Origin of the sequence: Bosea sp. BIWAKO-01 (assembly GCF_001748145.1) — a bacterium.
Lineage (GTDB): Bacteria > Pseudomonadota > Alphaproteobacteria > Rhizobiales > Beijerinckiaceae > Allobosea.
In genome coordinates, this window is sequence record NZ_BCQA01000001.1 from 4,095,370 (window position 1) to 4,118,440 (window position 23,071).

Annotated in this window: 20 protein-coding genes and 1 pseudogene; 8 read left to right on the forward strand and 13 right to left on the reverse strand. The window is 64.3% G+C overall.

Annotation, left to right across the window (positions count from 1 at the left end; translation table 11 throughout):
* The first annotated feature begins 174 nt into the window (after nt 1-174).
* A complete protein-coding gene (locus tag BIWAKO_RS19085) occupies nt 175-2,442 on the forward strand; it encodes a TonB-dependent hemoglobin/transferrin/lactoferrin family receptor (protein WP_069879999.1) in 2,268 nt (755 codons plus the stop codon).
* 81 nt (nt 2,443-2,523) lie between these two features.
* Here the strand turns inward: BIWAKO_RS19085 and BIWAKO_RS19090 are convergent, their stop codons facing one another.
* The 4 genes from BIWAKO_RS19090 to BIWAKO_RS19105 all read right to left on the reverse strand — a co-directional run bounded on the left by BIWAKO_RS19090 (nt 2,524) and on the right by BIWAKO_RS19105 (nt 8,107).
* The gene (locus tag BIWAKO_RS19090) at nt 2,524-3,333 is read right to left on the reverse strand and encodes an RNA methyltransferase (protein WP_069880000.1); all 810 of its coding nucleotides are present in this window, start codon (nt 3,331-3,333) and stop codon (nt 2,524-2,526) included.
* 82 nt (nt 3,334-3,415) lie between these two features.
* Nucleotides 3,416-5,299, reverse strand: a complete 1,884-nt coding sequence (locus tag BIWAKO_RS19095) for a methyl-accepting chemotaxis protein (protein ID WP_069880001.1) — start codon at nt 5,297-5,299, stop codon at nt 3,416-3,418.
* A 234-nt stretch (nt 5,300-5,533) separates the two neighbouring features.
* Entirely contained in the window at nt 5,534-6,676 is a 1,143-nt protein-coding gene (locus BIWAKO_RS19100) for a dipeptidase (RefSeq protein WP_069880002.1), read from the reverse strand.
* Nucleotides 6,677-6,859: 183 nt separating this feature from the next.
* The gene (locus BIWAKO_RS19105; protein WP_069880003.1) at nt 6,860-8,107 is read right to left on the reverse strand and encodes an NAD(P)/FAD-dependent oxidoreductase; all 1,248 of its coding nucleotides are present in this window, start codon (nt 8,105-8,107) and stop codon (nt 6,860-6,862) included.
* A gap of 263 nt (nt 8,108-8,370) precedes the next feature.
* On the opposite strand from BIWAKO_RS19105, the gene BIWAKO_RS19110 reads away from it, so the two are divergent.
* From BIWAKO_RS19110 to BIWAKO_RS19135, 6 genes are all read left to right on the forward strand, one after another.
* Nucleotides 8,371-9,351 (forward strand): hypothetical protein, encoded by a 981-nt coding sequence (locus BIWAKO_RS19110; RefSeq protein WP_069880004.1) that lies wholly within the window; start codon nt 8,371-8,373, stop codon nt 9,349-9,351.
* Nucleotides 9,352-9,396: 45 nt separating this feature from the next.
* On the forward strand, nt 9,397-10,074 hold the full coding sequence (locus BIWAKO_RS19115) for a glutathione S-transferase family protein (RefSeq protein WP_069880005.1): 678 nt from the start codon (nt 9,397-9,399) through the stop codon (nt 10,072-10,074).
* 53 nt (nt 10,075-10,127) lie between these two features.
* Nucleotides 10,128-10,811, forward strand: coding sequence for a ribulose-phosphate 3-epimerase (gene rpe / locus BIWAKO_RS19120; protein ID WP_069880006.1), 684 nt, complete (start codon nt 10,128-10,130; stop codon nt 10,809-10,811).
* Nucleotides 10,812-10,956: 145 nt separating this feature from the next.
* A complete protein-coding gene (purB, locus tag BIWAKO_RS19125) occupies nt 10,957-12,264 on the forward strand; it encodes an adenylosuccinate lyase (protein WP_069882622.1) in 1,308 nt (435 codons plus the stop codon).
* Nucleotides 12,265-12,268: 4 nt separating this feature from the next.
* The gene (locus BIWAKO_RS19130) at nt 12,269-13,015 is read left to right on the forward strand and encodes a metallophosphoesterase family protein (RefSeq protein WP_069880007.1); all 747 of its coding nucleotides are present in this window, start codon (nt 12,269-12,271) and stop codon (nt 13,013-13,015) included.
* A gap of 5 nt (nt 13,016-13,020) precedes the next feature.
* The gene (locus BIWAKO_RS19135; RefSeq protein WP_069880008.1) at nt 13,021-13,572 is read left to right on the forward strand and encodes an RBBP9/YdeN family alpha/beta hydrolase; all 552 of its coding nucleotides are present in this window, start codon (nt 13,021-13,023) and stop codon (nt 13,570-13,572) included.
* A gap of 78 nt (nt 13,573-13,650) precedes the next feature.
* Here the strand turns inward: BIWAKO_RS19135 and BIWAKO_RS19140 are convergent, their stop codons facing one another.
* The 9 genes and pseudogenes from BIWAKO_RS19140 to BIWAKO_RS19180 form a co-directional block, all read right to left on the reverse strand.
* Nucleotides 13,651-14,766 carry a branched-chain amino acid ABC transporter substrate-binding protein gene (locus tag BIWAKO_RS19140; RefSeq protein ID WP_069880009.1) on the reverse strand — a complete coding sequence of 372 codons (1,116 nt, stop codon included), beginning with the start codon at nt 14,764-14,766 and terminating at the stop codon, nt 13,651-13,653.
* A 150-nt stretch (nt 14,767-14,916) separates the two neighbouring features.
* Nucleotides 14,917-15,270, reverse strand: coding sequence for a DUF6867 family protein (locus BIWAKO_RS19145; protein ID WP_069880010.1), 354 nt, complete (start codon nt 15,268-15,270; stop codon nt 14,917-14,919).
* Nucleotides 15,271-15,341: 71 nt separating this feature from the next.
* The gene (locus BIWAKO_RS19150) at nt 15,342-16,073 is read right to left on the reverse strand and encodes an ABC transporter ATP-binding protein (RefSeq protein ID WP_069880011.1); all 732 of its coding nucleotides are present in this window, start codon (nt 16,071-16,073) and stop codon (nt 15,342-15,344) included.
* A 26-nt stretch (nt 16,074-16,099) separates the two neighbouring features.
* Nucleotides 16,100-16,909: pseudogene (locus BIWAKO_RS19155) on the reverse strand (ABC transporter ATP-binding protein); the annotation flags it as partial.
* Complete coding sequence (livM, locus tag BIWAKO_RS19160; RefSeq protein ID WP_069880013.1) at nt 16,909-18,291, reverse strand: high-affinity branched-chain amino acid ABC transporter permease LivM; 1,383 nt, start codon at nt 18,289-18,291, stop codon at nt 16,909-16,911. The gene livM and the pseudogene BIWAKO_RS19155, both read right to left, overlap by 1 nt.
* A 3-nt stretch (nt 18,292-18,294) precedes the next feature.
* Nucleotides 18,295-19,212 (reverse strand): branched-chain amino acid ABC transporter permease, encoded by a 918-nt coding sequence (locus tag BIWAKO_RS19165; RefSeq protein WP_069880014.1) that lies wholly within the window; start codon nt 19,210-19,212, stop codon nt 18,295-18,297.
* Nucleotides 19,213-19,660: 448 nt separating this feature from the next.
* Nucleotides 19,661-20,245, reverse strand: coding sequence for an AAA family ATPase (locus BIWAKO_RS19170; RefSeq protein ID WP_069880015.1), 585 nt, complete (start codon nt 20,243-20,245; stop codon nt 19,661-19,663).
* Nucleotides 20,246-20,253: 8 nt separating this feature from the next.
* Nucleotides 20,254-21,486: an NAD(P)/FAD-dependent oxidoreductase gene (locus tag BIWAKO_RS19175; protein WP_069880016.1), complete on the reverse strand. Its 1,233-nt coding sequence runs from the start codon at nt 21,484-21,486 to the stop codon at nt 20,254-20,256.
* Nucleotides 21,483-21,809, reverse strand: a complete 327-nt coding sequence (locus tag BIWAKO_RS19180) for a cupin domain-containing protein (protein ID WP_069880017.1) — start codon at nt 21,807-21,809, stop codon at nt 21,483-21,485. The genes BIWAKO_RS19175 and BIWAKO_RS19180 overlap by 4 nt, the downstream gene beginning before the upstream one ends.
* Before the next feature lie 501 nt (nt 21,810-22,310).
* On the opposite strand from BIWAKO_RS19180, the gene BIWAKO_RS19190 reads away from it, so the two are divergent.
* The gene (locus BIWAKO_RS19190) at nt 22,311-23,009 is read left to right on the forward strand and encodes a GntR family transcriptional regulator (RefSeq protein ID WP_176733356.1); all 699 of its coding nucleotides are present in this window, start codon (nt 22,311-22,313) and stop codon (nt 23,007-23,009) included.
* Nucleotides 23,010-23,071: the final 62 nt, after the last annotated feature.

Consider the following 23,071-nt stretch of genomic DNA (forward strand, 5'->3'; position numbering starts at 1 on the left):
CATTAGATGGATTCTATTGTTCTTTTATCGGTTGAGAATTGATTGACAGAATTAGCCTCTATTTCTATCGAGTTCTGGCTTTATTGATTTGATAAAGCTTAGTTTTCAGCAATTTTAAACTGCAATCTGCACATCCAATTCATTGGCTGTGCCGGCAGGGGCGGGGTTCTGACTATGGGCGGGCATTCTGGCGGGCTGCGTTACGGCGTGGCGCTTGGCGTTCTTGCGTTGATGACGGCGTCACAGGCAGGCGCGCAGCAGCGGGTTCGGGCCGCACAACAGCCGGTTCCTCTTCAAGCCGCCGACGGTCCTGTCGTTCTGGACACCATCACCGTCCAGGGGGAGGGAATCAGCGGCACGCCGTTGGTCACCGGGCCGACGACCACCCGCACGACGCGCGAAGAACTCGACAGGCAGCAGGTCCAGAGCATTTCCGACCTGGCCAACCGGGTTGAAGCGGGCATCAGCTTCAATCGCCAGAATAACAGCATCAATATTCGCGGCCTCGACGGCCCGCGCGTGCTGACCACGGTCGACGGTATCAGGCAGCCGTTCCTGACCGATACCCGGATCGACCGCAGTTCGACCAACGCCTTCGACTTCGATGCGTTGTCCACGCTCGACCTGCTGCGCGGCGGCAGCGGCGCCAGCGTGCTCGGCTCCGGGGCTCTGGGGGGCGTACTCGCTGTCCGCACGCTCGACCCCAAGGACCTGATCAAGGGCGGCCGCCAGGTCGGTGCGCTCGCCAAGACCGGCTATGACAGCACCGACGAGGCCTGGTTCGGCAGTGCCGCGGTGGCGGCACGACTGCAGCAGACCTTTTTCCTGCTCCAGGGCAGCTTCCGCGACGGGCATGAGACGGGCAACAGGGGGACGATCGACAGCATCGGCCCGACCCGAACGATGCCCAACCCGACGGATTTCACGCAGTACGGGCTGCTCGCGAAGATCCAGCATTATGTCGACGACGTGCACCGGTTCGGTATTACGGGCGAGTTGTTCAAGCGCGAGGACAGGGTCAACGTCCTCACCTCCACGGTGTCGCCCACCGGCAATTTCCGCCCGGGCAACTATGACACCGGCGAGGATGTCGAGCGCCAGCGCGTCTCGCTGACCTATGATTACAAGTTGCCGGGTGGCTTCCTCGACGAGGCCCACGCCAATCTCTACTGGCAGAACGTCAAGCGTAACGCCCTGGTCTCAGCCTACCGTTTCACCAGCGTGATCGGTCCCTATACCCGCAACAACGAGACCGAGCAGGAGGCCTTCGGCTTCAACGGCCATGTCGTGAAGAACTTCCAGACTGGCATCTTCTCGCACGGCATCACGCTCGGCACCGAACTGCGCACGACGACGCTGACCCAGTATTCGGCCGGTGTCGACAATTGCCGCCGCCCCTATACCGGCGCCTTCAGCGCCTGCAACAACCTGCACACCAATCAGGCCGACCAGCCGAAGGTCGACGGCAATGCGATCGGCATCTTCGCGCATGACGAGATCGGCATGCTCGATAACCGCCTGCGCCTGACGCCTGGCGTCCGGTTCGACTGGTATGAGGAGAAGCCGCAGAACACGCCGGCCTATGCCAATGGCGGCTCCAGCCCGGTCGGCTTGCCGCCGTCCTCCAGCGACAGCGCCTGGTCGCCGCGGGTTCGGCTTGAATACGACATCCTCAAGAATGTCGGCATGTTCAAGGACGTGACGGCCTTCGCGCAATGGTCGAAGGGTTTTCGCGCGCCGACTGCAAGTGAGCTCTATGGCCGCTTCGGTGCGGTTGGGACCTATCTGCGCATCGGCGACGCCACGCTGCGCCCGGAAACCAGCAACGGCATCGATGTCGGCTTCCGCTTCGGTGACCGGGCTTTTGGCGGGTCGGTGACCTATTTCCACACCAATTACCGCAACTTCATCGAGACCGTGCAGATCGCACCGCCGGATGCGCTCTACCCGCAGGGTGGCATCCAGGGGCCGCGGAACGTCGCGCGCGCCGAGATCCAGGGCGTCGAGGCGAATTTCCAGTATGCCTTCGCCGAGAACTGGCTGGCGCGCGGCTCCTTCGCCTATACCCGGGGGCAGAACAAGGACAACAATACGTTCCTGAATTCGATTCCGCCGATGCAGGGTATCGTCGCAATCGCCTATGGAACAGAGATCTGGGGCGCCGAGGTCTCGACCAAGCTCGCTGCAGCGCGTGACGATGTTGCTGCAACGACGGGCACGAATACCGGTTTCAAGGCTCCGGGCTATGCGATCTTCAACGCTTCGGCCTGGTGGCGGCCGACGAAGCTCGCCGATATCGAGCTGCAGGTCGGCGTCTACAACATCTTCGACCGCAAGTACTTCGATGCGGTCAACGTTCCGACGGGCACGCTTGCCCAGGCGCGCGACTACTACAGCGAGCCGGGGCGCACGGTGAAGGCGACGCTGAAATACCAGTTCTGAGGTTCAGCCTGGCGACCGGAGTAACAAGCGAGGCCGGGCAGCGATGCTCCGGCCTTTCTCGTTTGGCTCGAACGGGTTCGTCTATTCGCCCTCGGAGGCTTTCACCGGGCGCGGATGCCGCGGCCCTTCCGCCAGGGATTTGAACACGCCACGCAAGGTGCGCGCCTCCTGCTCGGTCATCTCCAGACGATGCAGGATGTCGCGCAGATTGGCGGTCATGACCGGCTTCTTGCCGGGCGGGAAGAAACCGCAGCGCTCGAGTTCGCCTTCCAGATAGCCGAACATCGAGAACACCGTCTCACGCGTCGCGGGCGGCGAGGGATTGTTCTCGCGGAAGGGCGGCTCGCCATCCGTCGTCTTGAACCACTCGTAACCGGCCAGCAGCACGGCCTGGGCAAGATTGAGCGAGGCGAAGGCGGGATTGACGGGAAAGGTCAGGATCGCGTCGGCGAGCGAGATCTCTTCATTGGTCAGGCCGATGCGCTCGCGACCGAACAGGATGCCGACCCGCTCTCCGCCGCCGACACGCTCGGCCAGGGACGGCATCGCCTCGGCTGGCGTGAAGACGCGCTTCATCTGGCCTCGTTCGCGGGCGGTGGTCGCGAGCACATGATTGAGATCGGCCGTCGCGGCGGCGGCGTCGGGGTAGAGCCGGGCATTCTCGAGGATATGGGTCGCGCCGGAGGCTGCGGCGGTTGCGCCCTTCTTGAGGCCTCCACCGGCGGGCCAGCCATCGCGAGGGGCCACGAGCCGCATCTCGGAAAGGCCGAAATTCGCCATGGCGCGAGCGCACATGCCGATGTTCTCGGCCATTTGCGGTTCGACCAGAATGATGACAGGGGCGGGGGTCCGCGTGGCGGGGCGGGTGCGGTCAGTGCCTGAGCCGGTCATCGGGTACTCTGTGGTATCGGTCTCGCCGGTTGTGGGACCGGGCTCGAAAGCCCGATCCTATCAACCTGCAGCAAGAGCGGCGTCAAGCGCTACGGCGCAGGCCAAAGCCGAACCCGGCCTCCCCCTTGGTGTCCATCCTGCGCTGCTGCGGCACCCGCTCTTCCTTGATCCGGAAGCTGGAGACGAGGCCGTTCAAGCGCTGGATCTGGCCGGTGAGCGAGCTGGCCGACGCGGCGCTCTCCTCGGCCAGGGCTGCGTTCTGCTGAGTCATCTCGTCCATGTGGGCGACGGTCTGACTCATCTCATCGATGCCGTTGGCCTGCTCGGCCGAGGCTGCCGAGATGTCCGAGACAGTGGCGGAGACCTTCTTCGAGGCTTCGACGATCTTTCCGAGAGCCTCGCCGGCCGAACGGACCAGGCCGACACCTTGTGCGACCTCGGCACCCGATTCGCTGATCAGCGAGGTGATGTCCTTGGCCGCTTCCGAGGAGCGCTGGGCCAGGGTGCGGACCTCCGAGGCGACCACGGCAAAGCCCTTGCCGGCATCGCCAGCGCGTGCTGCCTCGACAGCCGCGTTGAGCGCAAGCAGGTTCGTCTGGAAGGCGATCTCGTCGATAACCGACGTGATATCCGAGATCTTGCGCGAGGCCTGCTCGATCCGCGCCATCGCGGCGACGGCATCGGTGACGATCGCGCCGCCCTTCTCGGCCACTTCGGTCGCCTCGTTGGCCAGCAGCACGGCCTGGCGGGACGACAAGGCCGATGCCTTGACGGATGCCGCGAGCTCTTCTGTCGTCGCGGCGGTTTCCTCGAGCGAGGAGGCCTGCTCCTCGGTGCGCTTCGAAAGGTCGTCGGCGCCCATGTTGATCTCGCGTGCGGCATTGGCGACGTCGACCGAGGTCGTCTGGATTGTCGCGACGGTCTCGGAGAGGCGGTTCACCGCGCCGTTGAAGTCGTCGCGGAGCTTGAGGTAGTCGGCAGCGACATTGTCGTCGATGCGATAGGTCAGATCGCCCTGAGCGAGCATTTCCAGGCCAGCTGCGAGCAGCCCGACGACATGCTGCTGTTCCTTGGCGAGCATCGCCCGTTCCGCCTCGACGCGCTGGCGCTCTGCCTCGTTGCGGCGACGCTCTGCACCGGTCAGGCGCTCCTGCTCGGTGGTCTGAGCTTCAAGCCGGCGCATCTCGAGGCCGTTCTCCTTGAAGATCAGCACGGCCCGAGCCATCTCGCCGACTTCGTCGCGTCGCGTCTGGCCCTCGATCTCGGCATCGAAATCGCTGGCGGCGAGCCTCTCCATCGTGCCCTTCAACCGGGCCAAGGGGCCGGTGATGCTCTTCGCTGACATCCACATCGCACCACCCAGGCCAATCAACAGGCCAAGCAGGCTGCCGCCGATGACAATGGCGATGGTGCGCTTGGTCTCCGAGCTCAACCTTGCGCTGGTCGTCTCGGTATCCTTTCCGAGCGCGTTGTTGAAATCGGTGATGTTGCGGACGACAGCGGTGAGCTTGCCGTCGAGTTCGTCCATCACGGCCAACGCCCGCTCGTTTTCGTCATTAGCGCCGTAATAGAGCGCGCGATCGACGCCCACCTTGATGTCGGTGACCTGCTTGGTCAGGGCATCGTATTCGGCGGCCCGCTCCGGAAGGTGGGACTGTCCCTCCTTCAGCAGCTCGAGTGCCTGACCATAGGAGCGCTGCAACTGGCTCTGGGCATTGCGCGCACCATCCGTGTCGCGAGGATAGGCAATGACCTTGTAGGCCTGAGCCAGAATATCATTTGCGGCGCGCGCCGAACGGGCAGTGGCAAGCGTCGCCTTGCTGCGCGAATTGATCAGCTCGGAATAAGTGCTGTCGACCTTGCTCAACTGCACGCTGCCAAGAATCGTTGCGGCCACGCCAATCAACCCGACAATCAGCATCGCAGCTGCGATCTTGATGCTGATACGAATATTACCTAACGTCATGTTGATCGGCCCTCGAAGCGCTCGCAACAGCTGGAGCTGCGCAGCTCCGTGGCATTTCGGCGTTAAGAAAGCTGAAATTGATCGATCGGCGCGCGTTTGCTTTCTGTGCGAGACCTTTGGAGGCGGGGTCCGGCCATGAGCCGCGCAAGTATTCCTGCGGCCTGACCTGCATGGCCGAAGCCCGGTTTCCGTCGTTTCGGCCCCGCCGGGCCCCTGAAATGGCAGAGGAGCGCCTCAGCGCTCCGCCGCCGCCTCCACAGCACGCATCACGCGCAGCATGTTGCCACCCGCGAGCTTCTCCAGGTGCTCTTCCGACCAACCACGGCGAATCAATTCGGCGATCAGGGCCGGGAAGGTCGAGTTGTCCTCCAGCCCTTCCGGAGCGACGCCGCCGAAGAAGTCCGAGCCGATGCCGATATGGTCGTAGCCGATGCGCTTGGCGAGATAGTCGAGATGGTCGCAATACTGCGCCAGCGTCGCCGTCGGGCGCGGGCCGGATTTGGCGACGATCTCTGCCTCGGCCTTCTGGTAGTCCATGCCGTCCGGCGTCTTGCCGTACTGGTCCTTGGCGGGACGGTGCCAGTCGCGCGAGGCCTGGCTGATGAAGTCAGGCACGAAGGTCGCCATGACGATGCCGTTGTTCTCGGCGACGCGATCGAGCACATCGTCAGGCACGTTGCGGGGGTGGTCGCAGAGCGTGAACGCGTTCGAGTGGGACCAGACGAGCGGCGCATTGCTGACGTCGAGCGCATCATGCATCACCTTCGGCGAGACATGGGCGAGGTCGACGATCATGCCGAGCCTGTTCATCCGCCGGACCACGTCCTTGCCGAAAGCGGAAAGGCCGTTATGGCGCGGGGCATCGGTCGCCGAATCGCACCAGTCATGCGTGCCGTTATGGCAGAGCGTCATCAGGCGCACGCCAAGGGCTGAATAAGCGTCGAGGGCGTCGAGCTCGTTGTCGATCGCCGAGCCGTTCTCGATCGTCATGAACAGGGCGATCCTGCCCTCGGTCTTCGCGGCCTCGACATCGGCGGCGGAGAGGCCGGGGCGGAAGACCTTCGGATGCTTCGCGAGCACATTCTGCATCAGCGCGATCTGGGCCAGCGCGAAGCCGGCGGGCTTGGGGTGGTTCGGCGGCACATAGGCTGCGAAGAACTGGCCCGCGAGCTTGCCCGCCTGCATGCGCGGAATGTCGGTGTCGGTCTCGGGATGGACCTTGGTCAGGTCATAGGCTGCGACATCGCCCTTCGCCTTGGCATCGAGCCGGATCACGTAGGGCAGGTCGTTATGGCCGTCGATCAGCGGGGCGCGCTCGAGCAGAGCGAGCGCCGCGGCATAGGCATTGTCCTGGACTGGAGTTTTGGCGAGGGCCATGGCGCACCTTGGAGGGGATTCGAAACGGCAGGGATCGTGGCAGGGCTTTGCAGGCGAGGCGAGGGGCGATGACGCATGCCGGCTCGCTGTCTGGTGCGTGCGGAGTCAGGCCAGGGCCTGACCCGGTCTCCTTGCGAAGCATCATTCCCGGCGGCGGCAAGCGCCCCCGGGAGCATCTCCGTCTCAAGTGAAACGGGAAGGCGCAAAGGGGGCAGGATCGACGAAGACCTTCTCCCCGGTCACCATCTCGGCAACCATGCGCCCGGTCACTGCGGCCAGCGTGAGCCCGTGATGGGCATGGCCGAACGAGAACCAGAGATTGCGGTGCTTCGGCGCCGGACCGATGATCGGCATCATATCAGGGGTGCAGGGGCGGTTGCCGAGCCAGGGCTCGGCATCGACGCGCTCGCCGAGCGGGAACAGCGTCTTAGCGATCGGTTCTGCGCGAGCGAGCTGAACCGGCGTCTTTGGCGAGTCGCGCAGCGCGAACTCGGCGCCCGTGGTCAACCGGATGCCCTTCACCATTGGAGCCAGGAAATAGCCGCGCTCGGTGTCGAGGACGGGGTGGTTCAGCACGGCGTTGCCGAGCGGCTTGTAGTGCATGTGGTAGCCGCGCTTGACCGCGAGTGGCAGGCGGTAACCGAGCCGGTTGGTCAGGACATCGGCCCAGGGGCCGAGCGCGATCACGGCGTCATGCGCGCTGGCGCGGGTGCCGTCGGCGAGCGCGATGCTCCAACCCTGGCCGTCCTGCGCGAGCGTGCCGGCATCGCCCTGCGCAAGCTGCCCGCCGAGCTTTTCGAACAGGGCGACATAGGCCTTCGACAGGCCAAGCGGGTCGATCACCGTGACCGGGTCGGTCCAGTGCAGACCGCCGATCAGGCTCTGGTCGAGATGCGGCTCTTCGGCTCGCAGCGTCGCGACATCGAGCGGGCGGTAGTTCAGCCCGAATTCCTTGTTCCACTTGGCCGCCTCGGCCAGCCTTGCATCCTGCTCGGCCGCAGAGCGGAAGACCTTCATCCAGCCCTTGCGGCGCAGCAGATGCGTCGCCCCGGCTTCGGCCGCGAGCGCGTCATGCTCGGTGACGCAATGTTCGATCAGGGTGGCGTATTGGTGAGCGATCGCCTCGTGCTTGGAGGGGCGCGAATGCAGCCAGTAGGACAGCAGGAAGGGCGCGAGCTTGGGAATCGCGTTCCAATGATAGGACGCGTCGATGGTGTTGTTCATCGCGTAGCGGAACAAGGCGCCGAAATCATGCGGGAAGCCGTAGGGATAAACGCCTTCGCGCTGGATCAATCCGGCATTGCCATAGCTGGTTTCCTCGCCCGGTCCGCGCCGGTCGACCAGCAATACGGAACGGCCGGCCTTCTGCAGGTGCAGCGCCACCGAGATGCCGACGATCCCCGCGCCGAGAACAATCGTATCGGTCCGCATTTTTACGCTCCTGTCAGCCCTGTTGCCGCGCTCAAAATAGCGCTCTGTGCCGCGATGTCAGCGGCATGGTGTATCTTTGCGGTCGAACGGCGAAAGTTTCGCAAGTTTTGCGCCAACCAGGCGCGGATCACGTGCTACGCTTACAATCTGTTCTCCTCCGCGCAAGATTCTGCGTCACGCAGTACCGGCCTTCCCAAGCGGCAGGTGACGCCGGCTCCGCGATCGGCCAGTGTGGTGCAGTTGTCGCACCGATTCAGGCCTTCATGCTCGTGCGTTTCGCCGCCTTCCTCGCTGCAGGCCTTGCCCTTCTCGGCCGCTACGGCACGCAGGGCTTCGCGCTTTCAATCTTTCTGGGGTTGGCCCTGCCGCAGTTCTCGGCGGCGGCGCGGCCACTGCTGCCGATAACGATCTTCTGTTTCACCACGGTCGTCTTCCTGCGCGCCGATTTCAGCATCATAGCCGGGCTGATCCGTCGTCCCGGCAAGCTGATCGTCACCTGCCTGTGGCTCATTCTCGGCCCGGCGGTGCTGATCGGCGCCGCGTTCCTGCTCGTCGGTCGCGCGGCACTCGATCCCGGCCTGATCCTCGGGCTTGCCATCATGGGCGCCGCTCCGCCGATTATGTCTTCGCCGGCGGTCGCGATCCTCTACGGCTTCGAGCCTTCGCTGATCATCGCGGGCGTGGTGGTGACCACGGTGCTCAGTCCGCTGGTGGCCCCGGTGGTGGTGGAGTTGTTGGCGGGGGCTGCCGTGCCGCTGGATCGCTGGGCGCTGACGCTCCGTCTCGTGCTCTTCGTCGGCGGCGGCATGGTGGTGGCGGCGATCCTGCGGCACTGGCTCGGCGCAGCCCGGATCCGAGCGATGAAGGCCAATCTCGATGGCTTTGGCGTATTGATGTATTTCATCTTTGCCATTGCGGCGATGGATGGTGTGACACGGACAGCCGTGGCCAATCCCGGACAGGTCATGCTGTTCCTGGCCATCGCCTTCTCGGTTTCCGCCGCTGGCCTTCTGCTCACGACGCTCGCCTTGCGGATGTTCAAGCGCTCGGAACGCTTCATGATCGGCTATGGCACCGGTCAACGGAACATGGGGCTGTTGGTTGCGGCGCTCGGGGCCGGCGTGCCGCAGACGACTTTCCTGTATTTTGCGCTGGCGCAGTTCCCGATCTATCTGCTGCCCTGGCTGCTGCGCGGCATCGCCGGGAAGATCAAGCGCGCTGAAACGCCTGCTGACGCGGGTTGACGATCCGGCCTGAGACGATCGCTCCAGCAACCGAGGAGCGATGCCATGATCACTCTCTATTCCGGGCCTCTGAGCCTGTTCTCCCGCAAGGTCGAGATCGCGCTACGGGAGAAGGGCCTCGCCTTCGAGCGTATCATGGTGCCGTTCAACCAGCTGACTGGCTACGATCCGCGCCACCCCGAAGTGCTGGCGCTCAACCCGAAGCGGCAGGTGCCGGTGATCAATGACGAGGGGCTCGTCCTCTACGATTCCACCGTCATTCTCGAATATCTCGACGAGGCCTACCCGCTGCCACCACTCCTTCCCCGCAATCCAGCGGCCAGAGCGCGCGCGCGGTTGGACGAGCTTTTCGCCGACGAGGTCCTGTTCGCCGCGCTGCGGCCGCTCATGCACCGGAACGAGCCGCCGACGACGGATCGCAACAGGCGCGCAGCGCAGGAGACGGACGCGCTGATCGCCGAGGCCGAGCTCGAGCGGTGCTATTGCGGGCTCAACGAGAGGCTGGTCGGTCGCGACTATTTCGGCGAGGCCCTCTCGGTGGCCGATATCGGCATGTTCATGAGCGTGTTCTGGGCCGTGCGCCTCGGCGGCCCGGCGCTTGCACGCTATCCCGATCTTTCAGCCTGGTTCAGCCGACTGGGCAGCCGACCAGCCTTTGCGACGGCGGTGGAGGAGGTCGAGGAAGCGGACCGGCGGCTGTCCTACCCCGTCAATCGCCGCTGAAAGCTCCCGGTTTCGATTGCAGCGCTGGCCTGCGGGCGCTAAACGCTTCGCGCATGACCAGCCCCATCCGCATAGCTCCTTCCATCCTCTCCGCCGATTTTTCGAAGCTCGGGGAGGAGGTCCGCGCCATCGATGCGGCGGGCGCCGACTGGATCCATTGCGATGTGATGGACGGGCATTTCGTGCCGAACATCACCTTCGGCCCAGACGTGCTGAAGGCGATCCGCCCGCACACCAAGAAGTTCTTCGACGTGCACCTGATGATCGCGCCGGTCGACCCCTATGTCGAAGCCTTCGCCAAAGCCGGCGCTGACCTGATCTCATTCCATGTCGAGGCTGGCCCGCACGCGCATCGGACGGTGCAGGCCATCAAGGCACAAGGCAAGCAGGCTGGCATCGTGCTCAATCCCGGTACGCCGGAAAGCGTCATCGAGCCGCTTCTGAACGATGTCGACCTCATCCTGCTGATGACCGTCAATCCAGGCTTTGGCGGCCAGAGCTTCATTCATTCCGTGGTCGAGAAGATCGCGCGGGTGCGCGCGCTGATCGGCGAGCGCCCGATCGCGCTCGAGATCGATGGCGGCGCCACGCCGGAAACGGCGCCATTGGCCGCCAGGGCCGGCGCCAACGTGCTCGTCGCCGGCTCGGCAGTGTTCAAGGGTGGGCCATCGGCCTATGCCGGCAATATCGCCGCGATCCGCCAGGCGGCAGAAGCCGCCCGCGGCGACTGGGTTTGAATTTGTAACTGCGCCATCCTTCCGGGCGCAGCGAAGCGAAGCTCCGGAGCCATTGCAGTGCGTCTCGCGCTGCGATGGCTTTCGGATCGACGCTGCTTCGCCGCTTGTCCGGGATGAGGTCGCGCGCTTTCCTGAGAGGCATACCATGATCCCGCGCTATTCCCGTCCCGAGATGGTCGCCATCTGGGAGCCGCAGACGAGGTTCCGGATCTGGTTCGAGATCGAGGCGCATGCCACCGACAAGCTGGCCGAGCTCGGCGTCGTGCCGAAGGAGGCCGCGGCGACGATCTGGGCCAAGGCCAGGGACGCGGTCTTCGATGTCGCTCGCATCGACGAGATCGAACGCGTCACCAAGCATGACGTCATCGCCTTCCTGACGCATCTGGCCGAGATCGTTGGCCCCGAGGCGCGTTTCGTGCACCAGGGCATGACCTCGTCGGACATTCTCGACACCACGCTGTCGGTGCAGCTTGCGCGCGCGACCGATATCCTGATCGCCGATGTCGATGCGCTGTTGGCCGCGATCAAGCGCCGGGCGTTCGAACACAAGTTCACGCCGACGATCGGCCGCTCGCACGGCATCCATGCCGAGCCTGTGACCTTCGGCCTCAAGCTGGCGCAGGCCTATGCCGAGTTCAGCCGCTGCCGGGACCGTCTGGTTGCGGCCCGCTCCGAGATCGCGACTTGTGCCATTTCCGGCGCGGTCGGCACCTTCGCCAATATCGACCCGCAGGTCGAAGCCCATGTCGCCGAGAAGATGGGCCTCGCCGTCGAGCCGGTCTCGACGCAGGTGATCCCGCGCGACCGTCACGCCATGTATTTCGCGACGCTTGGCGTCGTTGCCTCCTGTGTCGAGCGCCTGGCGACCGAGATCCGCCATCTCCAGCGTACCGAGGTCTATGAGGCGGAGGAGTTCTTCTCGCCGGGCCAGAAGGGCTCCTCGGCGATGCCGCACAAGCGCAATCCGGTGCTGACCGAGAACCTGACGGGCCTTTCGCGGCTCGTTCGCGGCATGGTGACGCCGGCACTCGAGAATGTCGCACTCTGGCACGAGCGGGACATCTCGCATTCCTCGGTCGAGCGCATGATCGGCCCCGATGCCACGGTGACGCTCGATTTCGCACTCGCGCGGCTTACGGGCGTCGTCGACAAGCTGTTGGTCTACCCGCAGAACATGCGCAAGAATCTCGACCGGCTCGGCGGCCTGCATAATTCGCAGCGCGTCCTGCTCGCCTTGACGCAGGCCGGCGCCAGCCGCGAGGAGAGCTATTCGCTGGTTCAACGCAACGCGATGCGCACCTGGGAGCATGGCGAGGATTTTCTCACCAATCTCAAGGCCGACAAGGACGTGACGGCGAAGCTCTCGGCTGCCGAACTCGAGGCGATGTTCGACGAGGGCTATCACTTCAAGCATGTCGACACGATCTTCGCGCGCGTCTTCGGGGTAGCCTGAACCCATGCGGATTGCCGTCCTCGCCGATATCCATGGCAATCTCGGTGCGCTCGAGGCGGTCGTCGAGGATCTGGAGCGGACCCGGCCCGATATCGTCGTCAATCTCGGCGATTGCCTCTCGGGGCCGCTGCAAGCGCGCGAAACGGCCGATTTCCTGATGTCGCGGAACTGGCTGACGGTGCGCGGCAATCATGATCGCTATCTGGCCGAGAGGCCCCGCGAGGCTCTCGGCCTATCGGATCGGGCTGCGGCCGAGCAACTGGATGAGCGGCATCTCGCCTGGCTGCGGTCATTGCCGTTTGCGGCGCGCGCCGCGGAGGATGTGGCCCTGTTCCATGCCACCCCGAGCGCCGACGACGTCTACCTGGCCGAGCGACCAACGCCACATGGCCACGCGATTCGTTCCGATGAAGAGGTTCGGTCGAGCCTTGCAGATGTCGATGCGACGCTGATCCTCTGCGGGCATTCGCATATCCCACGGGCGATGGAACTCTCCGACCGGCGCAGCCTGTTCAATCCCGGCAGCGTCGGATTGCCGGCTTACGACGATGACACGCCCTTTCCGCATGTCATGCAGGCGGAAAGCCCGCATGCGCGCTATGGCATTGCCGAGCGCTGCCGCGCGGGCTGGCGCTTTTCGTTTCACGCCCTACGTTACGACTGGTCCGCTGCGGCTGACCTTGCCCTGTCCCGGGGCAGACGCGACTGGGCTCATGCCCTGTCGAGTGGCCTCGCCCTGAAACCCGATTGATTGCAATGCGCTCGTCCGACGCCGACATCCTCATCATTCCTGGCTGGTCCGGCTCTGGCGCGGACCATTGGCAGAGCCGCTGGGAGGCCAAGCTCACCACCGCCCGGCGGATCGAGCAGGATGATTGGTACAAGCCGGCCCGGGACGCCTGGGCAAACCGGATCATTGCCGCGGTCCGCGAAGCCAAGCGGCCGGTGGTTCTGGTCGCCCATTCCGCCGGTGTCAGTGCGGTGGCCCATGCGGCGGAACATCTGAAGCCCGGCGAAGTCGCGGGTGCGTTCCTGGTTGCGCCTGCCTCGGAGCGCGCGAAGCAGGCGATCCCCGGCATGGCGCCCGATTTCATCGAGCATCGGCGCGAGAGACTGCCATTCCCCGCCATCCTCATCTCGAGCACGACCGATCCCTACTGCACGCAGGATGAGGCACGAGCGTTAGCCGAGGCGTGGGGCGCCGAGTTCGTCGATGCCGGCGATGGCGGCCATCTCAATTCGGAATCCGGGCATGGCCCCTGGCCGGACGGTCTGCTGCGTTTCGCGACCTTCCTCAAAGGGCTGTAGGACGACGCCGCAAAACGAAACCCGCCCCGGATCGCTCCGGGACGGGCTGGTCGGATCAGGGTCGATCAGGCGCCGAGATCAATTCTCGACGTAGGTCACCTTGCCGTCGGCGCCCTTCTTCCAGGTGTAGACGGTGTAGTCCGGACGGGTGATGTCGCCCTTCTTGTCGAAGGAGATGTCGCCGATCACGGTCTTCACGGCCTGCCCACCATGGAGCGCGGCGGCGATCTTCTTCGGGTCGGTCGAGTTCGCGCGCTTGGCGCCTTCGGCCATGATCTGCACGGCGGCGTAGCTGTACAGCGTATAGGCTTCCGGCTTGAACTTGCGCGCCTCGAACTTCTTGAGGACGGCAGCTGCCTCGGGACGCTTCTGCGGGTCCGGCGGGAAGGTCATCAGCGTGCCTTCAACGCCGGGACCGCCGATGGTGGCGAACTCGTCGGTGGTGATGCCGTCGCCGGAGACCAGCACGGTCTTCAGGCCCTGGTCGCGCATCTGGCGTACGATCAGGCCGCCTTCGGTGTGCAGGCCACCCCAGTAGAGGTAGTCGGCACCGGCCGCCTTGATCTTGGAGACGAGCGCCGAGAAGTCCTTCTCGCCCGCATTCACGCCTTCATAGAGCACTTCCTTGACGCCGCCGGCATTGATGCCCTTCTTGGTCTCGTCCGCCAGACCCTGGCCATAGGTCGTCTTGTCGTGGACGACGGCGATCTTCTTGTCCTTGAAGTTCTTCAGAAGATAGGCGGCGGCGACACTGCCCTGCTGGTCGTCGCGACCGCAGGTCCGGAAGGTGTTCCAGAGACCGCGCTCGGTGACCTTGGGGTTGGTGGCGGAGGGGCTGATCATCAGGATGCCGTTCTCGGCATAGACTTCGGATGCCGGCATCGTGACGCCGGAGTTGAAGTGACCGACCACCCACTTGACGCCGTCGCCGACGAACTTGTTGGCGACAGAGACGCCTTGCTTCGGATCGGAGACGTCGTCGCCGACCGAGACCGTGATCTTCTGGCCGAGCACGCCGCCGGCCGCATTGATATCCTCCACCGCCTGCTCGACGCCGTTCTTGAGCTGCGCGCCAAAGGCTGCGTTCGGGCCGGTGATCGGGCCGCCGACGCCGAGCTTGATCTGAGCATTGGCCACGCCCGAGAAGGCGAGGACCGCGCCGAGCGCGATACCGCCCAACAGCAGTTTCTTCATGAGATGAGACTCCCCTGTATTGTCACTATGAACGGGCCAAAGTTTCGGCCCGTCTCGGCGCGTGTTGCCACCGTGAAATGCAGTCTTGCGCTTTTTCGACGGTCTGTCACGCGGCAAGCTCGGTGTGGTTTTTCGCTCTTTCGGAGGGGGTTAGCCGCCTTCTCGGGGCTTCCAGCCGAAGGGGCCTGTGCGCTCATAGAGCCAGCGATATTGCGTCGTCATCTGCCGGGCGCGGTTGTAGCGCCAGCCGGCAAATCCGAAGGCCAACAGCACGATCGTGTCGATAATATAATAGTGCAGGGTCAGCAGGGTGGCCTGGAACAGGGCAAAATGGATGAAGCGGACGAAGAGACCCAGCACGAGAATATAGAGCACCAGCTGGAATGCCGGCCGCCAGGTCATCGCCACTGCCCGCCCGGTCATCCAGGCCGCCCAGCCGCCCATGATGACGGTGACCAGCAGGAACAACCAGATGGTCGGCTCCTCGTAGATTATGCCTTGCATCGTTGTGCTCCTAGGATCGTGAGCCTGGTGTCGACCGCATGCCGCCCTGAATCGCGATGCGTCATGCGGCTCTAGTGCCGCCCGCCTTCGAGATAGGCGGCGCGCACCTGCGGGTTCGCCAGCAGTTCCTGGCCGGTGCCGCTCATGGTGATGACGCCGTTGACCATGACATAGCCGCGATGGGCGAGCTTCAGGGCGTGGAAGGCATTCTGCTCGACCAGGAATACGGTCAGCCCCTGCGTGCGGTTGAGTTCACGGATCGCCTCGAAGATCTGCTTGACGATCAGTGGCGCCAGCCCGAGCGACGGCTCGTCGAGCAGCAGCAGCTTCGGCCGCGCCATGAGCGCGCGCGCGATCGCCACCATCTGCTGCTCGCCGCCCGAAAGGGTGCCGCCGCGCTGCTGCAGGCGCTCGCGAATGCGTGGAAAGAGTTCGCAGATCTTTTCAAGATCCTCTTCGAAATGGGCGAGGTCGCGCACCGCGGCGCCCATCTGCAGGTTCTCGAATACGGTCATGCGCGGGAATATGCGACGTCCTTCCGGCGATTGCGCGATGCCGAGCCGGGCGATCTCGTGGCTCGGCAGCTTCGTGATGTCCCGGCCCTCATAGGTCACCGTGCCTTCACGGGCCTGCGGATTGCCGAAGATCGTCATCATCAGCGTCGATTTGCCGGCGCCGTTGGCGCCGATCATCGTCACGATCTCGCCCTCATGCACGTCGACATCGACGCCCTTCAGAGCGATGATCTTGCCATAATAGGTCTTGGCCCCGCGAACGGAGAGCAGAGGCGCGGCGTCCGTCATCACAGTCCGACCTCTGCTTCCACTTTGGCAACTTCCTCGTCGTCGACACCGAGATAGGCCGCGATCACGCGCGGATCGGCCTGCACCTCGGCCGGGGTGCCGTCGGCAATCTTGGTGCCATAGTCGAGAACCACAACGTGATCGGAGATCTGCATCACCACCGACATGTCGTGCTCGATCAGCAGCAGTGCCGTGCCGATATCCTTGCGGATCGAGAGCAGCAGCGTGTTGAGATCGTGACTCTCGCGCGGGTTCAAGCCCGCCGCGGGTTCGTCGAGGCAGAGCAGCACGGGGTCGGTGCACATGGCGCGCGCGATCTCAAGGCGGCGCTGGTCGCCATAGGGCAGGTCGGCGGCTGGATCGTCGGCACGATCGATCAGGTTGATTTTCTCCAGCCAGAACTTGGCCTTCTCGATCGCTTCCTTCTCGCGGGCCTTGTAACCGCCGATGCCGAGCACGCCGAGGAAGGTGAAGCCCGACGCGATCATCAGAGGATTGTGCTGAGCGATCAGCAGGTTTTCCAGCACCGTCATGCCGCCGAACAGGCGAATGTTCTGGAAGGTGCGGGCGACCTTGGCTTTCCAGGAAATCCGGAAATCCGGCATGCGCTCGAGCAGGAAGCTCGCGCCGCTGTCCTGGGTCAGCGTGATCATGCCCTCGGTCGGCTTGTAGAAGCCCGTGATGCAGTTGAAGACGGTGGTCTTGCCGGCCCCGTTGGGGCCGATCAGGGCGGTGATGTCGCCCTTGCGGGCGGCGAAGGAGAGATCGTTGACGGCGGTGAGGCCGCCGAAGCGCATCGTCAGATGTTCGACCTGGAGCAGCGGAGGGGATGTCATCAGCCGTGGCCCTCCTGGACCATATCGGCCGAGATCGCCTTCTTCTCCTTGAGGAAGGCTGTCGGCTCGCGTGTCGATATCAGCCCGCGTGGCTTCCAGATCATGATTACGACCATGGCGAAGCCGAAGATCAGCATCCGGTACTTGGTCGGGTCGAAATCGGGGCCGAAGATCTGTTTCAGCCATTCGAGTTCGCGCAGGAGCTCGGTGCCGCCGATCATCACGCTGGCCGCGATGGCGACGCCCCAGAGCGAGCCCATGCCGCCGAGCACGACGATGGCGAGGATGATCGCCGATTCCATGAAGACGAAGGACTCAGGCGAGATGAAGCCCTGGCGTGCGGCAAAGAACGAACCGGCGAAGCCACCGAACATCGCACCGAGCGAAAAGGCCGTCAGCTTGGTGTTGGTGGTGTTGATGCCGAGCGAGCGGCAGGCGATCTCGTCCTCGCGCAATGCCTCCCAGGCGCGGCCGACGGGCAGACGGCGCAGCCTGAGTGTCACGAACGCTGTGAGCAGGGCCAGCGCGAGGATGACGTAGTAGAGGAAGATGGTGCGATAGAGCGGTGAGAACTCGAGGCCGAATACTGCTGCAAAGCCGTCATCGGCGGCCGTGAACGGGATGCCGAAGAAGGTCGGGCGCGGAATGCCGGAGATGCCGGCATAGCCGTTCGAAAACTCGACCCAATTGATCAGGATGAGGCGAATGATCTCGCCGAAGGCGAGAGTGACGATGGCAAGATAGTCGCCGCGCAACCTGAGAACGGGGAAGCCGAGCAGCATGCCCCAAAAGGCAGCGAGGATCCCGGACATCGGCAGCAGGATCCAGAAGGACAGGCCGAAATTCTTGGCGAGCAGCGCGTAGGAATAGGCCCCGACGGCGTAGAAGGCGACATATCCCAGATCAAGCAGGCCGGCGAGGCCGACAACAATGTTCAGCCCCCAGCCGAGCATGACGTAGATCAGGATCTGGACGCCAAAATTGTCGATCCATTTCAGGGCGCCGCCCCAGCCCGCCAGCGTGATGGCAATGATCGGGAAAGTGACGAGAAAGCCGAGCCCGGCCAGCGAGAACAGGCGCGAATGGCGCTGGAAGAAGCCGATCGTGCCATGTGGCAGGAGCCGCACCACCGATTTGCCTTCGCCGCGCTTCTGCTGGCGCAACGCCATCAGGAAGCGGCCGACGAAGATGATCGCAACAGCCCAGGCGACGGCGTCCCAACGTGGATCGAGGACGAGGACGTTGTCGAGGTTCTGGCGAGTGCCCCAGGCGATGATGGGGATGCACAGGCCGAAGGTGACGACGGCGGCGAAAGCGGCCTCCTTCAGCGCCTTCATCATGTCGAGCTGGCGTGCGGCCGGTAACTGTGTGACGGGAGCCATGCGTCAGACCTTCTCGACTTCGGGACGACCGAGGATGCCGGACGGCATGAAGACGAGCACCACCGCAAGGATGCAGAAGGCGGCGACGTCCTTGTAGTCGATGGTGAAATAGGCGGACCAGAACACTTCGATCAGGCCGATCAGCAATCCGCCGATCACGGCTCCGGGGAGTGAGCCGATGCCACCCAGAACCGCCGCGGTGAAGGCCTTCACGCCTGGCGTGAAGCCGTCGGCGAAGTTCACGACGCCGTAGAGCACGAGGTACATAACGCCGGCGACGGCGGCGAGCGCTGCGCCCATCACGAAGGTGATGGAGATGGTCCGGTCAACATCGATGCCGAGCAGGCCGGCCATCTTGCGGTCCTGTTCGCAGGCGCGCTGGGCGCGACCCAGAGAGGTCTTCTGCACGATGAACCAGAAGGCGGCGAGCAGGATCGCGGTGGTGAGGATGATGACGATCTGCTTGTAGGAGATCTGGACCGAGTAGGTCGCGCTGTCGATCAGCGTGATCGACTTGTTCAGCATCGGCGGGATCGACTTGTTGCGCGGGCCCTGCACGACCTGGACGAAATTCGTCAGGAAGATCGACATGCCGATGGCCGAAATCAGTGGGGCCAGTCGGAAGGAACCGCGCAGCGGCCGGTAGGCAACACGCTCGATCGCCCAGTTCCACAGCGACGTGAAGAACATCGCCAGCACCAGCACGAAGATCAATGCCAGGACGATGAGGCCCGCGCCGAACCAGGAGGCGATCAGCATGAAGAAGATTAGCGCGATGAACGCGGAGAGCATGAAAACGTCGCCATGGGCGAAGTTCACCATGCCGATGATTCCGAAGACCATCGTGTAGCCGATGGCGATGAGGCCGTAGATCGACCCCAGGGTCAGCCCGTTGATGAGCTGCTGGAGGAATACTTCCATTGACGACGTCTAACCCCTCGAACCAGCTCCCGTTCTCTTCGCCGGCATGACGCCGACGCATGCGGGATGCGATTGCTATGCAGAGCTACCAATGGCTTGCGCCTGCGACAATCCACCCATGCCATATTTCTGTCAAAAGCAATCTCGGACCGCTTGCTCTCGAAACAGGCAGAATTCTGTGCAGTGCAGCGCCAATTTGGCGCAAGATGATTGTCTGTTGTGCGGTGCAGCATCTTCCTTCGTGCAAGTAAAACGGGTGTTGGCAGGGGCTGGCGGGTGCGATCTGTCACCTTGCAGCCGCGGGTCCGCGGATCGCGGTAGTCGGTGACGATCGTGGTGTCGCCGATCATCCAGGGCCAGCCCTCGATCGAAGGTATAATAATGGCCTGGCCTCCGCCTTTGGCGGCTTGGTCCTGCGCGGGGGATGTAAGGGGGGCGCCCGACACCATCATGGCGCCTGCTTCGCGTTCCCGCGGCCCAATTCAAGCACTGAGCGACAGCGCTCGGCAAGAATCGCGGCAGCAGCCTCGGGTGCGAGGTCGGTGACGTCGAGTTCGACCAGAGGCGGCCCCGGGGCTCCGAGCAATCGGTACTTGGCACGCAGCGAGGCGAGCACCATGGGGTCGGTCAGCTTGTGGCGGGCGGCCCGGTCACCTGCAACGAGCCGCTCGGCATTGCGTTCGGGTGAACAATCCAGGACGACTGCAACGAGCGTGGCACTGCGCGCTGCTGCCAGAGTGCGGTACTCGTCGAAGACGGCGGCGTCGAAGGCATCGTCCGAGAGCGCATCGGTCAGGATCAGCGGCGTGCCCGGTTTCATCTGCGCGGCATGGGCGAGGATCGTCGATCGCAGGGCCTTGCGCAGGGAATGGTTGAGCGGGTCGCCCCTGTCGAACAGGGCCTCGGCTGGATTGAGGATGGTGTGATTGTCGAGGAGGCGGGCGCCCAGTCGCTTCGCCAGCTCGCGGCCGATGGTCAGTTTCCCGCAGCCCGGCCAACCATTGATATGGATGATCAGGTCGGGATCAGCCATGCCGCCCCTCAGAACCGGTTCGGGCTGAAATGGCCGAGATCAATCTCCGACGGGCGTCCGGCGATCAGATCGGCGACGAGACCACCGGTGACCGCAGATTGCGTCATGCCGTAATGGCCGTGTCCGAAGGCGAGAACGACGCTTGGGTTGCGCGCTGCCTTGCCGATCACCGGTAGGGAATCCGGTAATGATGGCCGGAAACCCATCCAGAGACGGCCACTGTCGAACGCAGGCAAGCCGTCGACGAGGCTGGTGGCCTTGTCATAGAGCGCCCGCGTGCGCGCGTGATTGGGTGGTGCATCGAGGCCACCGAACTCGACCGCGCCACCAATGCGCAAGCCGCTGTCGAGCGGGGTCATGACGAAGCCATGCCCTTCGAAACCGATGGGCCGGGATGTCAGCCCAGTGCTGCCGGGGAAGCTGACATTGTAGCCGCGCTCGGTCTCGAGCGGCACAGCGTTTCCAAGAGCCGCAGCGAGTGGCCTCGACCAGGCTCCTGCGGCGATCACGGCGCGGTCGACCACGCGCTGCCAGCCGTCGCGGCCGATCAGGGCAGGGCGCGCGGCCATCGAGAGGTTGCTGACCTCGGCCTTCTCGAATTGGGCGCCGCGTGCCAGCGCCGCCTCGAACAGGGCGAGCGTCAGTTCGAGCGGATCGCTGATATGGGCGGTCTCGGGGTGGAATGCAGCGCCGACGAAGCGGTCCTTCAGGGCGGGTTCGAGTTGGCGAAGCACGTCAGGCCCGATCATCTCGACCTTGATGCCAAATTCTGCCTGCCGCTGCGCGATACGCCGAGCTTCCCCGAAGGCGGCGTTGTCGGTGAAGGCGTAGAGGCCGCCATTGCGATGAATGTGGCGGCTGAGATTCGTGGTCTGGGCCAGCTTCAGCCAGGCCGGCAAGGCGCGCTGCTGCAGGGCGCCGAGGCCCTGGATCGAGCGTTCATAGGCGGCTGGCCGCGCGGCCAGGATGAAGCGGACCAGCCAGGGCAGGAGCTTTGGCAGATAGGCAGGGCGGATGGCGAGCGGTCCAAGCGGATCAGCCAGGAACCTCGGCACGTGCCGCAGGTTCTTCGGGCTCGCAATCGGCAGGATGTCCGTGTGCGCGATCCAGCCGGCATTGCCACGTGAAGGGCCGAAGGCCGGCCCTTCCTTATCGATGATGAGAACCTCGTGACCGTCATCGAGCAGGGCATGCGCAGTGGCGATGCCCACAATGCCTGCTCCGACGATCGCGATCTTCATGAAAGGCTGAGCTCCTTCAGCGCGCCCGGCTTCTTCACCTCGATCTCGATAAAGGCGATCGGGTGGTCCGAACCGTTCATCACGTCATGTTGGATTCCGGCCGGGCGCATATAGGCCTGGCCCTGAGCCAGCGGAACGTCGGTGATTTTCGTGCCGTCATGGATGCGCAGCGTGCCGTCGAACAGCATGATGACGAAATAGGGCCAGCCATGGCTGTGCCAGCCGGTCACGGCACCGGGCTCGAAATCCCAGCGAGTGATGCGGATCGTCTCGTCGTCCTGCTGGACGGTTGGAACGGCGGGTGTCGTGCAGGTAAAGGCCACGGTACCTCCCGGGGTGGGGCAGAGCTTCGGCAGGCTAGCCACGTGGCTTCCGCTGCCGTGACGATGGCCGCAAGGCGGGCGGGCTCCTCCCCCTCCCGTGCGATGCATCGTGCCGATCACGCGAGTTGATCACCGCCGCCTCGACCAGCTTGATGTTCTGGCCGAGTCGCGCCGCGACGTCGAGCCGCGGATGGCTCCAGTGACGGATTGCTCGGGTCTCGGTCCTGCGGCCAGATTTGGCGTGTCGACGCCGATATGCGCCGCGAGCCGATCGGCACGGAGCGATCTCGGCGATGTCGAACTCGTCAGCGGGCGTGAACCTGGCGGCACGGAAGGCAGGGCGCTGATGCATTTCGTCATCGCAGAATGCTTCTTGCGTGTGAGGACGTTTCGCTTGCAGATTGCATTGCGGCTGCGGCCAGCCCGTATCGGTCATGGTGATATATCAATGTTGGACGTCGCGTCAATTCTCGCCTTCCGTCCCTGGGGAGCGAAATGAGCATGCGCTCCAACGAAGAAACCCAGCTGTCTCCCGAGATGGATGCGCGTGTTCAGCCCGGCGTTGCGACAAGCCTCTCGGAGACCGCCTATCGCCGTCTCGAGGAGGCGATCGTGACACTCTCCTTGAGGCCCGGCGCGGTGCTGACCGAAGCCCAGTTGATCGACCTCGTCGGGGTCGGACGCACGCCGGTTCGCGAGGCCCTGATCCGCCTTGCTCAGCAGGGGCTGGTCGACATCCTGCCGCGCAAGGGCGTCGTCGTCACCGGCATCAACGCCATCGACATCATGGCGGCGCTGGATGCGCGGGAGGTGCTGGAAAGGCTGATCGCATCGGATGCGGCGAAGCGGGCGAGCCCGCGCGAGCGCATTGTCATCATCGAGAAGGCGCGCGCAATGCGAGCTGCAGCAGAGGCCGGCGATGCCAATGCCTATATGCGGCTCGACAAGGAGCTCGACGCGGCGGTCGCTACCGCCGCACGCAGCCCCTATGCGACACGCGCCGTCGAGCCGCTGCAGGCCCTGATCCGGCGCGCCTGGTACTATTTCGAGCGTGAGGACGATCTGGTGCCGGCGGCGGCGCATCACGTCGCCTTCGCCCAGGCCCTGGCGACGGAGGATCCTGCCGCCGCGAGCGCAGCCAGCGATGCCTTGATGCAGCACTTGCGCGCCGGCATGCTGGCGACGCTCGGCCGCGACTGAGAATTGAGTGGCGCGCGCCATTGATATATCTATTTCGAGGGCCGTGGCGCCCATGACGGGAT

Excerpts from the sequence above, each read along its gene's own strand:
- BIWAKO_RS19150 (WP_069880011.1), bottom strand. The coding sequence starts at position 16,073 with ATGACGGACGCCGCGCCTCTGCTCTCCGTTCGCGGGGCCAAGACCTAT.
- BIWAKO_RS19105 (WP_069880003.1), bottom strand. The coding sequence starts at position 8,107 with ATGCGGACCGATACGATTGTTCTCGGCGCGGGGATCGTCGGCATCTCG.
- livM (WP_069880013.1), bottom strand. The coding sequence starts at position 18,291 with ATGGCTCCCGTCACACAGTTACCGGCCGCACGCCAGCTCGACATGATG.
- BIWAKO_RS19175 (WP_069880016.1), bottom strand. The coding sequence starts at position 21,486 with ATGAAGATCGCGATCGTCGGAGCAGGCATTGTGGGCATCGCCACTGCG.
- purB (WP_069882622.1), top strand. The coding sequence starts at position 10,957 with ATGATCCCGCGCTATTCCCGTCCCGAGATGGTCGCCATCTGGGAGCCG.
- BIWAKO_RS19100 (WP_069880002.1), bottom strand. The coding sequence starts at position 6,676 with ATGGCCCTCGCCAAAACTCCAGTCCAGGACAATGCCTATGCCGCGGCG.
- BIWAKO_RS19145 (WP_069880010.1), bottom strand. The coding sequence starts at position 15,270 with ATGCAAGGCATAATCTACGAGGAGCCGACCATCTGGTTGTTCCTGCTG.
- BIWAKO_RS19085 (WP_069879999.1), top strand. The coding sequence starts at position 175 with ATGGGCGGGCATTCTGGCGGGCTGCGTTACGGCGTGGCGCTTGGCGTT.
- BIWAKO_RS19095 (WP_069880001.1), bottom strand. The coding sequence starts at position 5,299 with ATGACGTTAGGTAATATTCGTATCAGCATCAAGATCGCAGCTGCGATG.
- BIWAKO_RS19170 (WP_069880015.1), bottom strand. The coding sequence starts at position 20,245 with ATGGCTGATCCCGACCTGATCATCCATATCAATGGTTGGCCGGGCTGC.
- rpe (WP_069880006.1), top strand. The coding sequence starts at position 10,128 with ATGACCAGCCCCATCCGCATAGCTCCTTCCATCCTCTCCGCCGATTTT.
- BIWAKO_RS19090 (WP_069880000.1), bottom strand. The coding sequence starts at position 3,333 with ATGACCGGCTCAGGCACTGACCGCACCCGCCCCGCCACGCGGACCCCC.
- BIWAKO_RS19165 (WP_069880014.1), bottom strand. The coding sequence starts at position 19,212 with ATGGAAGTATTCCTCCAGCAGCTCATCAACGGGCTGACCCTGGGGTCG.
- BIWAKO_RS19110 (WP_069880004.1), top strand. The coding sequence starts at position 8,371 with ATGCTCGTGCGTTTCGCCGCCTTCCTCGCTGCAGGCCTTGCCCTTCTC.
- BIWAKO_RS19140 (WP_069880009.1), bottom strand. The coding sequence starts at position 14,766 with ATGAAGAAACTGCTGTTGGGCGGTATCGCGCTCGGCGCGGTCCTCGCC.
- BIWAKO_RS19190 (WP_176733356.1), top strand. The coding sequence starts at position 22,311 with ATGCGCTCCAACGAAGAAACCCAGCTGTCTCCCGAGATGGATGCGCGT.
- BIWAKO_RS19130 (WP_069880007.1), top strand. The coding sequence starts at position 12,269 with ATGCGGATTGCCGTCCTCGCCGATATCCATGGCAATCTCGGTGCGCTC.
- BIWAKO_RS19115 (WP_069880005.1), top strand. The coding sequence starts at position 9,397 with ATGATCACTCTCTATTCCGGGCCTCTGAGCCTGTTCTCCCGCAAGGTC.
- BIWAKO_RS19135 (WP_069880008.1), top strand. The coding sequence starts at position 13,021 with ATGCGCTCGTCCGACGCCGACATCCTCATCATTCCTGGCTGGTCCGGC.